We start from the raw sequence: 13,625 nt of genomic DNA on the forward strand, positions 1-13,625 counted from the left end.
GCTTGCAATTTCAAATGTTTTTTCCACCTAAGGTGATTCCTTTATCACTTTCATAATGTTGCCCCTACGCTATATCCAGCAAATCATTGTAAAATCATTTCACTCAAGAGTGCTTTGAAATCATTCAACCTTCTAGGCTCCTCCAACCATTCTCGGCACAACATACTTTCAGCGCCGCACATGAAAATGTTTCCAGTATCAGATTCCCGAATGCGGGCTGTAAAGATATTACAATGACTAGAAATGTTATTTAATGCATGCCACAAAGGAAATTCGTATACTGTTGATAGGCATAACGGCATCAATGCCGCCGGATTGATTTACGACAGAAAAGGTGGCACTCACAAAAACAATGCAAAGACATTTCTTATGTTACAGATAGAAAATCATCTCAGCCCGTCCACTCTCGAAGAAGCATACGAGACGCTCACATCGGTACCAGGAAGTCTTGTGCTCGGTGGTTGCGGATATATCCGCCTCGGAGATCGCACAATTTCCAACGCCATCGATCTCTCGAATCTTGGTCTTAATTTCGTGCATGGAACGAAATCAGAGGTGGAAATCGGTGCCATGACCACCCTTCGCACAATTGAAACCGATGCACTTTGCCAATCGCTCTGGCATGGTCTGCTGCCGAGAAGTGTTGAGAACATCGTCGGAGTGCAGCTTCGCAACTGTGTTACCATCGGCGGCACGGTGGCGGGTCGCTATCCCTTTTCGGACCCATTGACAGCTCTTCTAGCCCTTGATGCCCGTCTGCAGTTTTATCATTATGGAGAAATCTCCCTCGAAGAATTTTTTACGGGTCAGGGCTTAAAGGATATCCTGGTGAAAATTATCATTCCAAAGCGGGGCCAGATAGGCGCATTTCAGAGCGTTCGCCGTGCGAAAACCGATTATGCGGTGCTGAACGCAGCAGTGACGAAAACGGGTGATGATTATCGTATTGTTGTGGGCGCCCGTCCTGGTCGTGCTGTGCTTGTACCTGAGGCAAGCGACTATCTGTCCAGCAACGGTCTTAACGAAACGACAGCGCGCAAGGCGGGCAACATTGCCGCCGCAAGTCTCCAGTTTGGCGACAACCCCAGAGGCAGCGGTGAATACCGAAAAGCCATCTGTCCGGTACTGATCGCCAGAGCACTTATGGAGGTGCACCATGCAGCTTGAGACCACCATCAACGGCCGTAACGTTACCCTCGATTTTGCCGGCGGCGAGTTTCTCTACGAGACCCTTAGGCGCTATGGTTACCTGAGCGTCAAGCAGGGCTGCGACACCTCTTCCTGCGGCCTGTGCACAGTCTGGCTGGATGGCAAACCGGCGCTCTCCTGTTCCACTCTGACCGCTAGAGTTGCAGGTCATGAAATCACCACAATTGAGGCGCTGCAGGACGATGCCCGTGAATTTGCCGAGTACATGGTGGCCGAAGGAGCCGAACAGTGCGGCTTTTGTTCGCCTGGCTTTACCATGACGGTACTTGCCATGAAACGTGAACTGGATAATCCCGACGAGGCGGCGATAAATCATTATCTAGCTGGCAACCTCTGCCGTTGTTCCGGCTACAAAGGCCAGATGCGGGCCATCAAAAAGTATATGGGGGTGGCGTAATGGATTTTGTCGGCAAAGAAATCCCCAAAATTGACGGCCTCGGCCTCGTCAAGGGCACTCCCGCCTACACCAGCGATCTGGATATCGGTGAAAATGCCCTCATCGTCAAGATCCTGCGCAGCCCTCATGCCTCGGCCAGAATTCGGACCATCGACACCAGTGAAGCTGAGGCCATCCCTGGGGTGGAATGCGTGCTCACTCACCTGAACACCCCGACCACCCGCTTCACCCTGGCCGGCCAGTCCTTTCCCGAACCTTCTCCGTATGACCGGCGAATTGTCGACAATCACATGCGCTATGTGGGCGATGAAGTGGCCATCGTCGCCGCGGTCGATGAGAGAACGGCCCTTGCCGCCCTCAAGAAAATAAAAGTGGATTACGAACTGCTGACTCCGGTGCTGAATCTTGAGGAGGCGCTCGATAATCCCGTCAGGGTCCATCCGCAGCAACCGTTTACCAATTTCCCCATCGGCAATGATGCCGCCAGGAACATCGCCGCCAGCCATTACACTGAGCAAGGCGATGTGGAGGGGGAACTCGCCGCCAGCGAGGTGGTAATGGAACAAACATATACCACCCAGGCCCAGGCCCACGCCATGATGGAAACTTACCGGGCCACTACCTCCTTTGATGTCAACGGCCGGTTGCAGGTGATGAGTTCGACTCAGATCCCCTACCATGTGCGAAGGCATCTCTCGCGGGTGCTCGGGATTCCACGCTCGAAAATCAAGGTGCTGAAGCCAAGGGTTGGTGGCGGTTTCGGCGGCAAGCAAACCGCCTCGGTGGAGATCTTTCCAGCCATCGTCACTATGAAGACCGGCAAGCCTGCACGGCTGGTCTACACCCGTCAGGAAACCTTTACCTGCACTACCAGCCGTCACGCAATGCAGCTGACGGTACGGCTCGGTGCAGACCGCGACGGCACAATCAGGGCCATCGACATCTACTGCCTCTCCGATACCGGCGCCTACGGCGAACACGCCCCCACCGTCTTCTGGGTGGTGGGACAGAAAACGCTGCCGCTCTACGGCAAGGCTAAAGCCTGTCGCTACCACGGACACGCCCTCTATACCAACAAACCACCCGGCGGTGCCTTGCGCGGCTACGGAGCCACGCAGGGGACCTTCGCCCTCGAATCGGCCATCAACGAACTAGCGGCAAAACTGGATATGGACCCGACAGAACTGCGGGCAAAAAACTTGCTGGGTGAAGGTGAAACCCATCCCGAACTCTGTGGTTCCACACCGGGAAATCCCGCCACCCTTGGTAGTAGCAGCCTGCATCGCTGCATCGAAAAGGGCAAGGCCCTGATTGGCTGGGACGAAAAGTTTCCAAAAGTAATAGTGAACGACACCAAAGTCCGCGGCTACGGCATGGCCGTCACTATGCAAGGCTCGGGGATCGCTAAGATTGACACGGCTTCGGTACTCATCAAACTGAACGAAGACGGATTTTTCACCTTGAGCCACTCCGCCTCCGACATGGGCCAGGGCTCCGATACCATTCTCGCCCAGATTGGAGCCGAGGTGCTGGAAATTGATATGGATCAGATTGTGGTGGCAAGTTTTGACCTCGACACCCTCCCCTACGATCCCGGTGCCTACGCCTCTAGTGGGGCCTATGTCACCGGCAACGCTGCCCGCCTTGCCGCCGAGGATATGAAAGCACAGATGCGTTGTGCCGTGGCGAGCTTACAAGGTGTTAGTCCTGATGCGGTAACATATGGAGATGGCGTTTTCACTATCGGTAGTGAAAAAACGATGACCCTTTCAGAGCTAGCCCAAACCCTCTGTTCATTTAACGGTAAAGATATGCTTATCGCCAAAGGCACCTTTGGTGGCGAAACCTCTCCTCCCCCATTTATTGCCGGGTTCGCGGAAGTGGAGGTAGATCTCGAAACCGGTGAGGCCCAGGTGACCGACTATGTGGCCGTTGCGGATTGCGGCACGGTACTGAACAAAAACCTGGCCCTAATCCAGGTAGAAGGCGGCGTAGCCATGGGCATAGGGCTTGGGCTCTATGAGGAAGTGCGCTACTCCGGTAAAGGGCGGCTTTCCACCAATTCGTTTATGGAATATAAGATCCCGAGCCGACTCGATATCCACAGTATCCGGGTAGCATTTGAAGAAAGCTATGAACCGACCGGCCCCTACGGCGCCAAGTCCATTGGTGAAGTAGTCTGCAATACGCCCGCTCCTGCCATCTCCGCAGCGGTCGCCAACGCCACCGGAGTTCAGGTGCGGTCCCTGCCCATCACCGCCGAGAAGGTGTTGCTGGGAATGATAAAAAATAATGTCGACCCCAGATAATCAATCGTTTTTCAATGCATTCGGGCTTCGACGTGGAGATGTCGTCTCCATCGTCGGGGCAGGCGGGAAAACCTCGCTGATGTTCCGGTTGGCCCGCGAAGCCCGGAATAGGGAAATGAAGGTACTGGTAACTACCTCCACCAAAATACTGGTGCCGAATTCTGTCCAATATGATGCGCTCGATCTCACCGGCAAGCTGTTCTCTGACCAGACGATAGCGGCACCGGGCGTATATGTCGGCGGCCTCCCCGACAACCTGCCTGGCAAAATGCAAGGTGTCCGCGAGGACTTCCTCGCCCGGCAACGGCATCTGTTTGATCTTGTACTGATCGAAGCCGATGGCGCTGCCTGCAAGCCCCTCAAAGGTTGGCGAAACGACGAACCGGTGGTAGACGACTCTACCACCGCTACCATTGGCGTACTCGACATCCAGACCATTGGCACCATAGTCAACGAAACATCTGTCCATCGGCTGGGGATCTTTTCCCAGCTGACCGGTGCCGAGCCTGGTGACATTATTTCCCTTGGCCATCTGCTGCGTATCATCTGCCACGATGATGGGCTGTTTTCCCGGTCGCTTGGTAGGGAGATCCTTTTTATCAACAAGGTGGAATCACAAGAGCAGCAACGAAATGCAGAGCTACTCCGTTCCCAGCTTGATAATCTGCATATCGTGACCGGAAGTGTTGCCCGAGGGACCATCCTTGGCTAAGCTGGATGCGGTCATTCTCGCCGCCGGACTGTCCCAACGCATGGGACGCAACAAGCTCCTCCTGCCCTTTGGCGAGTCCACGGTCATTGGCCGGTTTCTCACGAACTTTCCATATGGGCTCTTTGCCCAGGTCATTGTTGTGATAGCCGATCAGGCAGTTGAGGAAATTGCCAGATCCTTCCCGGTGCAAATATGTCGCAACGAACATCCAGAAGAGGGCAAAAGTTCTTCCATCCGGCTGGGCCTAGAGGCAGGAGAGTCTCAACGTGGGATACTGTTTTCGGTTGCGGACCAGCCGCTTCTGACCGGAGCCACCATCATGAAACTTGTCGAAGTATTCAGGAACAACCCCAGTCGCATCGTGCTGCCGAAAGTAGGCGGTACCTCCGCCAGCCCTGTCATATTCCCAGCCGATCTACGAATCGACTTACAGAAACTGCAGGGTGATGAGGGCGGACGGAAAGTAATACAGAACCATTTCGAACGAAAGCTGGCGGTAGACTTTTCCTCTCCCGACGAGTTTTACGACATCGACACCGACGACAACTATCAGGATATATTGAGAAGATGGAAAAAGAGTCACTAATTGTGGTCCGCGGCGGCGGTGATATCGCCAGCGGCACCATCCACCGGCTGCACAAAGTCGGTATCAGGCTGATCGTGCTGGAAACCGATGCACCGGTGGCTATCAGGCGAACGGTATCCTTTGGCGAAGCGGTGTACACAACAACACATACGGTCGAAGGGATTACCGCTGAACGTGCTGAAACATTGTCGAAATTACCAGAAATCTGGAATCGGGGTCATGTCCCAGTTTTCATCGATCCGGCCGCCCAGTCACTTACCGAACTCAAGCCTTTTGCACTCATCGATGCCATTCTCGCCAAAAAAAACTGCGGCACCACCCTGCAGATGGCCCCAATCACTATAGGACTCGGGCCTGGCTTTAGTGCCGGCAAAGACGTGCGGGCCGTCATCGAAACCGCCCGAGGCCATGATCTCGGCCGGGTCATTCTTGCCGGAACGGCTCTGGCCAACACCGGCATCCCCGGCGCAGTTGCTGGGTATACCACCGAAAGGGTTCTCTATGCCCAGCATTCCGGCACTCTCAAGATCCGGCGCGATATCGGTAGTATGGTGCAGCAGAATGAGGTGGTGGCAACTATTGACGACCATCCGGTACTGGCAAGTATTTCCGGTCTCATCCGGGGCATGATCAGGGACCGTTCGATCGTTCGACAGGGCTTGAAAATTGCCGATGTCGATCCGCGCACCGAGCAGACGGCCATCTGCCACACCATTTCCGACAAGGCACGCTGCATAAGTGGCGGGGTCCTGGAGGCACTACTCTTTCTTGCCAACAAACTGCACGCTCCAGGAAACGGTCGTTCGTAAAACCCCTATTCCATATCCCGCAGATGACATGAATCACATCTTCACCTGGCAATCGATGATATCACCAAGTTCACCAATCCTTTTAAAAATATCCTCGCTTCCGACGATCTCGGTGACAAGGCAAACCCTTTCCGCTCCACGACCCACGACCTGATCGAGGTTATCCCTTTTGATTCCGCCGATGGCAACCCATGGCAAATCGATGTTATCCCGTACATACTCCAGATAATCCAGGCCAACCGGCGCGCAGACATCGTCCTTGGTTTTGGTGGCAAAGATCGGCCCGACCCCAATATAGTCCGCACCCTCCACCACGGCAGCCCTCGCCTGCGCAGGCGAATGGGTGGAAAGTCCGATAACCCGCCCATCGCCCAACAACCGGCGGGCTTCGGCCACCGGCAGATCATCCTGACCGACATGCAGCCCGTCGGCATCTACCAAAAGAGCAATATCCAGATAGTCGTTGACAATGAACATGACCCCTGCCTCACGGGTCAGCTGCCGGATAATCCTGCACTCTTCAAGGATCTGCCGATAACTCTTCTCATGTCGCTTTTCCCGGTACTGGATCACCCTGATCCCGCCTGTGATCATCGCCTGAACCACCTCGATATTGGAGCGGCCCTTTGAAAACTTCTCGGCGGTAATCCCATACAGTCCCTGAGGTAGTCGTTTTCTGTCCCTCATCGTTGTTCCCTTATTCTCTGAAGTACTCTATCCGCCATCATTGCGGCTATCACCTGAATCTTCGGGCAATACAGTTCAGCCTCGTTGAAATCGGTAGTAAAATCACCGACGATCTCACAATTGCCAATCCTTCTCCTCCCCACCTCCGACAACGCAAATCCTGCAATGCCGCAGGCAGAAATTACCGGAACGTTACGCTCGGCAAAACTCTCTACCAGCATCTTTTTGGTTGTCACATTATCAAAACCTTCAACAATCACCCCACAGTCCACAAAACTCGAAATGATATTGCTCTCATCAAGCTGCAGAACCAGGCTTTCGATCTCGGCAGACGGCTCGATACGCAACAGGTTCTCCCGGAGTGCCTCCGTCTTATAACGACCCAGTTGATCGGCAAAGTAAAACTGGCGATTGAGGTTGGAAGATTCTATCCGGTCCATATCGACCAGCTTCAGCTCCCGCCAGCCAGCCCGCACCAAATTGAAGGCAACATTTGAGCCTATTCCACCAACACCGGCTATTCCCACCTTCATCAGATCAGATCCCAGTCCTTGTAGATCGGTTGATAACCCGCCGCCACAACGGCGGCTGCCACCTGCTCTACACTCCGGTCATCGGTTATCTCAAACTGTGGCACATCTCCTTCTTTTGTCTCGACATATCCACCCACCCCGGTACACGAACCCGCAGAAAAACGGGTTACACCTAACGGAATAAGATGGTCCCTGAAATCTGCCCTTTCACGGGTCGAGATGGTGAGGCCGACCCGCGGCAGAAAGCAACGGAGCGCCAGCATAAACTGGACAAACATCCTGTCATCCACCGGAGCCGGTGGTGTGAAATCGCCTTCTGCCGGATTCATCCGCGGTAGTGAGAGGCCGATCTCGGTCTGCAGATATTTCCTGGTGAGATAATTCGCATGCAACCCGGCCAAGAAAACCTCCTTTCGCGGTTCTCCCAGGCCGAGCAACGGACCGATATTCACCGCTCGCAACCCGGCCCGGGCTCCCCGTTCCGGCCCATCCAGACGAAAACGGTAATCTGCCTTCCGGCCAGCCAGGTGGACCTGCTGGTAAATCTTCTGATCGTAGACCTCCTGATAGAGCGTCAGACCATCAGCACCTGCATTCTTGAGCGACCTGTACCCTTCTTCCTCCAATGGAAAAATCTCCACACTCACTGAAGCAAAATAGCGTTTCAACAGCCGGGTCGCCTCCACAAGATACTCGGGCGGGGTATGAGCGGGCGACTCACCGGTGAGCATCAGCACATGGCGCATTCCAGTCGCAGCGATAGAGCGTGCTTCCGATTCAATCTCGGCAAGACTCAGTTTTCGCCTGGATATCCTGTTGCCACGATGAAAACCGCAGTATACGCAGTGGTTACTGCAGTAGTTGGAGATATAGATGGGGATGAACATCTGGATGGTTCGCCCGAAAAACTGTACCGTCAGATCATGGGCTCGTCGAGCCATCTCTTCCAGCCGGTACGCGGCACCAGGACTGAGCAGGGTCAGGAAATCAAGCTCCGTTGGCTGCAAGGAATGTATTGCCCGCTCCACCTGGTCGGATGTCACGTTGGCAAAGAAGGTTTCGAAATCAAGATCCTGGTATTTTTCAAGAAGAGTAATAAACGACACGAGCCACCTTTTTTAGTCAAGGAATCCGGTAAGGGGCGAAGAAGGCCGCGCCTCCACGCTGGTGCCGGCCATCCTCGCTATACGCGCAAGACGCCCCGCTTCAACTGCCATGGAGAAAGCACGGCCCATCATGGCCGGGTCTTCGGCTGTAGCAATGGCAGTATTGACCAGCACCGCGTCCGCCCCCAACTCCATAGCCTCCGCAGCATGCGAAGGCTTACCTATACCGGCATCCACCACCACGGGCACAGTGCAGTTTTCAATAAGCATGGCGATCAGCTCGCGGGTATCGAGCCCGCGGTTGGTGCCGATGGGCGCGCCAAGTGGCATGACGGCGGCTGCCCCTACCTCTTCAAGTCGTTTGGCAAGTACCAGGTCAGGCAATACGTAGGGCAGAACCACAAAACCTTCTGCCGCCAGGATCTCGGTTGCACGCAGGGTCTCCCAGTTATCCGGCATCAGATAGCGCATATCGGTTATCACCTCAACCTTGATGAACTTGCCGCAGCCTGCCTCCCTGGCAATCCTGGCTATCCGCACCGCTTCCTCCGCAGTTCTCGCTCCGGAGGTATTCGGCAACAACACTACGTTTTCAGGTATGAAAGAGAGGATATTTTCATTTCTCCCGCCCGAATCAACCCGGCGCAGGGCCACAGTGATCATCTGGGATCCGCTCGCCTCAAGCATCTTCGGTATCCAACTCCTGGAACCGAACTTGCCAGTACCGGTAAAAAGACGGCTGGTAAATGTGTGGCCGCCCAAGATAAGTTCATCCATTTTCAACCTCCTCCAACAAAGCGGAGCATCTCAATGACATCATCGTCATAAAGTTCAATGTTCGCCCACTCTGCCTCCCTGATAATCCTGCCATTATATTCCAGTACCAGACCAGACGTATCCTTTTGTATCGAGCGCACCAGACAAGCAAGGCTGGCCATTTCGATTTGCTTGACTTCACCATTGACGTGAATTGTCTTCATGTTCGAGCCTTCCCCCTTTCCCCAAAAAAAAACGCCGCCTTTCAAATAATGAAAAGCGGCGTGTTCTCTTTCTGCAATGCAGTAACCGGCCGCTTCCCTGCGCCGGCATTACCCGGATCAGGTTCTAAGGGTTGGAGTTCATCCTCTCAGCGTGTCATGCACCCCTAGCGATGGTTTTGTACTTAGCCAACTACCTGCTCTTTGTCAATAATCCTTTTCCTTACAGCCGTGACCAGCAATAGCCTCCGTAACTAAAGACATATTGACCTTCTTCGCTTGGCTAGATCTGAATATCAGCTAATGTACATCAACCGATATGTTTACGTGTTAATAGTATGTATTACTTATTATAAGCCAGCGGATTAAACTCCCCGTATGAAATGCAATGATCCCAAAAAGAGCATCGGTTTTCTCATCTATCAAGTTTCACGCCTGATGCGGCATGATTGTTACTAAAAAAAAAAGGAAGATTCGTGCGCAGATTTCTGCTGCTCCTCGATCCGTTGGCCATGGCCGCGGCGGCCTCAAATATCTACCTGAGCGGCGGCAGATATGTGTACACCGACAATGCCTACGTTCAGGCTGACAAGGTGGCAATCACCGCCGGTGCTGCCGCCTTAAACGGTGAAATCACCCACCAGGCGCTAACCATCGCCTATCTCAATGATTTTTAAATGATCATGTGGATTACCCTCTGTTCAATGCCTCTGTTGCTTATTTTGCGAAAGAAGGCCCGCTAACCAATAAGCCGGGAAAAGTTAAAGAGAAGCTGAGATACTGAGAACTCAGAAGAATTGAACGAGAATGGGCCACCACCATTATTTGGTGGCATGTGAAGAGGGAAAGAAAAAGAAGGGGAGCACGAAAATACTCCCCGGAGGAACATCGCTCTGCTAACCCGTATTTCTTTGGGCCAAGTTCTTTACGCTGAAGCACGCGGCCTTCTTGCCGCAGGTTTCTGAGGTCGGGTGGACTGACCGGTCCGGCTTGCATCATTTTTCCGTTGACTATTTTTGCCCGGTTGCGATTTTCTGCCGTAAAGATCTGCCGGATCAAAAAACACATACCAGCCGGAACGATCTACCGATGCATTTCCTCGCGCAACAAGTCCCGGAGTACGAACATCCTTCTTCGTCCAGCGGCCAATGACCTCCGCTGCCGAAAAAAGCAGATGAGTAATAGCTACCGCCAATAAGAGCATTGTGAAAAGTTGCAGAGATTCCATACTTCCCTCCTTCGATTTTACTGAAAGTTCAGTCTGCCTGCGCTGGCCCGTTCACCACCAGAACCGGACAGGACGCATTCGAGGCAACTCGTTCAATTACGCTGTCGACAAAGAATTCGTTGACCCAGTTGTGACCATGCGACCCCAGGACGATGAGATGGATATCCTTTTCTGCCGCGTATGCCAGTAGAGCCTGTTTCGGATGATCTTCACGCAGGGCCGTCACCACCGGCACCTCCATCTCTTCGGCCAGATGCGTAAACTTTTCCAGAACCGCCAATCCCTTCTGCCAGGCTTCGTTCATCACTCCGTAGCGCAGACTGCGTTCAACCGGCACATCAATCGTTGTCACTCCGTGCAGCTGACCGCCATACTCACGGCTGACCTCCATGGCACGTTCGGCAGCGCGCATACTGGCTTTTGAGCCATTGACGCCGACAAGTATCTTCCCGAAACGGATCTCCGCACTCTCCGGGATGAGCAGGACGTCGCAAGGACTTTCCTCGATCACTTTGGCAATGGTCCGGCCAAGCAAAACCCGCTCCACCTGTGACCGATGAGGGCTACCGAGCAGGACATATTTGGCATTCACTTCTTCTGCCACCCGGACAATTTCCTCAGAAGGCTGCCCCACCCGATGCACCGTACTGATCTTGAGACCTAAAGAGGCTGCATAATCTGCGGCATCCTCGAGGCACTTTAAAAAAGGTACGCTCATCTTGGTATCGGCATCTTTCAAGGTCAGCCGGTTCATGTTTCCTTCATAGCGAGGTGTTACCGCCACGGTGACCAGTTCCGCCCGCATTGAAGACGCCAGGACCAGAGCCTGCTTGAACGCCAGATGGCTGGCTCTGGACACATCTACAGCGGCTAGTATTGTTTGCACCATAACCTCCAAATATGACGTTCAATCTGCTGGTTGGTCGCGGGAAGGAGCGACAGATGTTCTCAACTCTTTCCCGCGACGACTACAGGCACGCACCTTCTGGTGCACAACCTGCCCGCGTTCTCCATTTTATGCGGATTGCATCTGGGCTTTTTCCAGTGCCATCTCTGCGGCTCTCGCCTTGAAAGTCGAGACCAGAATGATCATGGCACCGACCAGGAGTGCAAAACACATGATATAGAAGCTAGCCTGGGTCATAAGGGAAACTTGGCCGTCAGCAAAAGAGGTCAGGCTCAGCTGGTTGAGATATTTCGGCATGGCGAGAAAACGGCTGACCGCTACAATCAGCATGATGGTAGCCATAACATATTTGATCATGTAGTCCTTGACGTAGGTGGTACCAATGGCGCCAAGCTGCACGCCGAAAAGAGAACCGCCAAGGATAAGCAGGGTGAGCCGGATATCGACCATGCCATAGAAGGCCCAGATGAGGGTGCCGCCAAGGCCCATCACGAATGCGATAACCAGCTCAGTTGCAGATGCAACGATACTGGTTGCGCCAATAATGTACATCAGGCCGGGAACGCCGATAAAGCCGCCGACCGCGATAGTGGCTGCCAGCATACCGGTGGCAAGGGCAACAGGAATCAGGAACCAGATGCTAATACGCAGATTGGCACGTTTAAATGTCATCATCGGCCACAGTTCGATCTTCTGGAGGCGTGCGGCAATACGCGGCTTAACAGTACTCTCACCACCCATTTTCTTGATTTTTATGGCATCGCGCATGACAAAGGAACCAACTATCACCAATACCGCCACAAAGGCCACACTAACGTAGAGGTTGGAACCGGCATCACCCCACTTATCCAGAATCCATTTCTGGACCTGGATACCAACCTGAACACCGACCTCAGCGAAGAGACCCATGATGAGGCCAAGCTTGATATCTACCTGACCGTACCGATATCGCTTGATCGAGCCGACCAGCGCTTTGGGGAATTTGTGGCACATGTTACTTGCAACAGCGACAGTGCCGGGAACACCCAGGCTCATCATGCCAGGAGTAAGAACAAAGGCGCCGCCGGAGCCGATAAAACCGCTCACCAGACCACCGATAAAACCGACGATAATAAGAAATATTGCGGAGGAAAGGTTGAGATCAATAAACTGTATGGCTTCTGTTATTGGGCCGTGCATACTCGTCTCCTTGTAAAGTAGTTCGTATTCTTGGGGCAGCGACATAATGCTGCGGATATTTCAGTTGAAAATGAATTGCCGTCATTAGGTCATTAGGCGTTAGCCTGCACCCGCGGTCTGGTATCGGGTCGTTTTGTAGCCTTTTCCGTAGTGCTGACTTGTTTTTCTTTCTGTTTCGAACTACTTGCCTTGGAGCCTTCAATACCGAGAGCAGACCAGAAATTGCCGGTAAAAGAGCCATGGGCATACGAGAAAACAAACACCGTGGCCACCGGCAGCAGGCAATAGATACCGCCTTTGGTCCAGTAATGCATGATCGCATCCTGGTAGGCAAACACCGCGCCATACAGAGCGGCCGTTATGGCTCCGAAAATGAGCGTTTTCATAAGATACGTTTTCCTGGTTGCTGCTTTCATAGTTGTTTCTCCGTGAAAAAGTGTTCGTATCTGGTGTCCCCTGGTTTTCCAGGCCGAATCCTGCGTGCCGCCGGCTACGCTGAAGACCGGCACCGGCGAACCAGCAGCCACCTCTTCCATTCTTATCCCCTGATCAATAACGACAAACTCAACACGCTTGACGATATGACACAACCTACTGATAACCTTATCTATTTTTCCAGATTCAGCGATACACTCATACGCAATGCCCCGCCCCTGGGCCTTGGCTCGAAAAATGTCGGCCTCGGGACTGACAGCGACCCGCACCGTTCTGGAGAGAAACGAATTTTCTCTCAACAATGGCCGTGGATTGACGCTGGCCATAATAATTTTGGAACCGAGTCTGTCAGCCACGCTGATCACATAATCCATGACATGCTGGGCTGGATGGGCCTGGCTGGTCACCACCAGGATGCAGCCACGATTACCCTGGCTGTGCGGGATGCTTGAGCCATATCCCTCATCTTTTTCAATTGCCATTTGGTCCATACAATCCTCCACCTCGTGTGTCATAAACCGGTTCTTGCGTCCTATCTTTTCAAAAACCGG

16 protein-coding genes and 1 riboswitch are annotated in these 13,625 nt (G+C 53.3%); of the genes, 7 read left to right on the plus strand and 9 right to left on the minus strand.

Annotated features, from left to right (window positions below):
• Positions 1 to 369: 369 nt before the first annotated feature.
• The 6 genes from BUF15_RS13230 to yqeB are packed head-to-tail and all read left to right on the plus strand — an operon-like array spanning position 370 to position 6,022.
• Entirely contained in the window at positions 370 to 1,167 is a 798-nt protein-coding gene (locus tag BUF15_RS13230) for an FAD binding domain-containing protein (protein ID WP_073614013.1), read from the plus strand.
• A complete protein-coding gene (locus tag BUF15_RS13235; protein WP_073613968.1) occupies positions 1,157 to 1,606 on the plus strand; it encodes a (2Fe-2S)-binding protein in 450 nt (149 codons plus the stop codon). The genes BUF15_RS13230 and BUF15_RS13235 overlap by 11 nt, the downstream gene beginning before the upstream one ends.
• The gene (locus BUF15_RS13240) at positions 1,606 to 3,915 is read left to right on the plus strand and encodes a xanthine dehydrogenase family protein molybdopterin-binding subunit (RefSeq protein WP_073613969.1); all 2,310 of its coding nucleotides are present in this window, start codon (positions 1,606 to 1,608) and stop codon (positions 3,913 to 3,915) included. The genes BUF15_RS13235 and BUF15_RS13240 overlap by 1 nt, the downstream gene beginning before the upstream one ends.
• A complete protein-coding gene (yqeC, locus tag BUF15_RS13245) occupies positions 3,899 to 4,627 on the plus strand; it encodes a selenium cofactor biosynthesis protein YqeC (RefSeq protein ID WP_073613970.1) in 729 nt (242 codons plus the stop codon). The genes BUF15_RS13240 and yqeC overlap by 17 nt, the downstream gene beginning before the upstream one ends.
• Positions 4,620 to 5,213, plus strand: a complete 594-nt coding sequence (locus tag BUF15_RS13250) for a nucleotidyltransferase family protein (RefSeq protein ID WP_073613971.1) — start codon at positions 4,620 to 4,622, stop codon at positions 5,211 to 5,213. Before yqeC ends, BUF15_RS13250 begins: the two co-directional genes overlap by 8 nt.
• Positions 5,195 to 6,022, plus strand: a complete 828-nt coding sequence (gene yqeB, locus BUF15_RS13255) for a selenium-dependent molybdenum cofactor biosynthesis protein YqeB (protein ID WP_073613972.1) — start codon at positions 5,195 to 5,197, stop codon at positions 6,020 to 6,022. Before BUF15_RS13250 ends, yqeB begins: the two co-directional genes overlap by 19 nt.
• Positions 6,023 to 6,055: 33 nt before the next feature.
• Here the strand turns inward: yqeB and thiE are convergent, their stop codons facing one another.
• The 5 genes from thiE to thiS are packed head-to-tail and all read right to left on the minus strand — an operon-like array spanning position 6,056 to position 9,328.
• Positions 6,056 to 6,709, minus strand: coding sequence for a thiamine phosphate synthase (gene thiE / locus BUF15_RS13260; protein ID WP_073613973.1), 654 nt, complete (start codon positions 6,707 to 6,709; stop codon positions 6,056 to 6,058).
• On the minus strand, positions 6,706 to 7,242 hold the full coding sequence (gene thiF / locus BUF15_RS13265; protein ID WP_073613974.1) for a sulfur carrier protein ThiS adenylyltransferase ThiF: 537 nt from the start codon (positions 7,240 to 7,242) through the stop codon (positions 6,706 to 6,708). Before thiF ends, thiE begins: the two co-directional genes overlap by 4 nt.
• Positions 7,242 to 8,348 (minus strand): 2-iminoacetate synthase ThiH, encoded by a 1,107-nt coding sequence (gene thiH, locus BUF15_RS13270; RefSeq protein ID WP_073613975.1) that lies wholly within the window; start codon positions 8,346 to 8,348, stop codon positions 7,242 to 7,244. The genes thiF and thiH overlap by 1 nt, the downstream gene beginning before the upstream one ends.
• Positions 8,349 to 8,360: 12 nt before the next feature.
• Complete coding sequence (locus BUF15_RS13275; protein WP_073613976.1) at positions 8,361 to 9,125, minus strand: thiazole synthase; 765 nt, start codon at positions 9,123 to 9,125, stop codon at positions 8,361 to 8,363.
• Positions 9,126 to 9,127: 2 nt separating this feature from the next.
• On the minus strand, positions 9,128 to 9,328 hold the full coding sequence (gene thiS / locus BUF15_RS13280; protein WP_073614014.1) for a sulfur carrier protein ThiS: 201 nt from the start codon (positions 9,326 to 9,328) through the stop codon (positions 9,128 to 9,130).
• 77 nt (positions 9,329 to 9,405) lie between these two features.
• Positions 9,406 to 9,504, minus strand: a riboswitch (TPP riboswitch).
• Between the two features lie 297 nt (positions 9,505 to 9,801).
• Between thiS and BUF15_RS13285 the strand changes: the two genes are divergently transcribed.
• Positions 9,802 to 10,002: a hypothetical protein gene (locus BUF15_RS13285; RefSeq protein ID WP_073613977.1), complete on the plus strand. Its 201-nt coding sequence runs from the start codon at positions 9,802 to 9,804 to the stop codon at positions 10,000 to 10,002.
• Between the two features lie 248 nt (positions 10,003 to 10,250).
• On the opposite strand, the gene BUF15_RS13290 is transcribed toward BUF15_RS13285, so the two are convergent.
• The 4 genes from BUF15_RS13290 to BUF15_RS26595 all read right to left on the minus strand — a co-directional run bounded on the left by BUF15_RS13290 (position 10,251) and on the right by BUF15_RS26595 (position 13,565).
• Complete coding sequence (locus BUF15_RS13290; RefSeq protein WP_073613978.1) at positions 10,251 to 10,553, minus strand: hypothetical protein; 303 nt, start codon at positions 10,551 to 10,553, stop codon at positions 10,251 to 10,253.
• 28 nt (positions 10,554 to 10,581) lie between these two features.
• Positions 10,582 to 11,442: a universal stress protein gene (locus BUF15_RS13295; RefSeq protein WP_073613979.1), complete on the minus strand. Its 861-nt coding sequence runs from the start codon at positions 11,440 to 11,442 to the stop codon at positions 10,582 to 10,584.
• 126 nt (positions 11,443 to 11,568) lie between these two features.
• On the minus strand, positions 11,569 to 12,639 hold the full coding sequence (locus BUF15_RS13300; protein ID WP_073613980.1) for a sulfite exporter TauE/SafE family protein: 1,071 nt from the start codon (positions 12,637 to 12,639) through the stop codon (positions 11,569 to 11,571).
• 92 nt (positions 12,640 to 12,731) lie between these two features.
• On the minus strand, positions 12,732 to 13,565 hold the full coding sequence (locus BUF15_RS26595; RefSeq protein ID WP_084553975.1) for a hypothetical protein: 834 nt from the start codon (positions 13,563 to 13,565) through the stop codon (positions 12,732 to 12,734).
• Between the last annotated feature and the right edge of the window lie 60 nt (positions 13,566 to 13,625).

The organism is Desulfopila aestuarii DSM 18488, assembly GCF_900143695.1.
In the GTDB taxonomy this organism is placed as follows: domain Bacteria; phylum Desulfobacterota; class Desulfobulbia; order Desulfobulbales; family Desulfocapsaceae; genus Desulfopila; species Desulfopila aestuarii.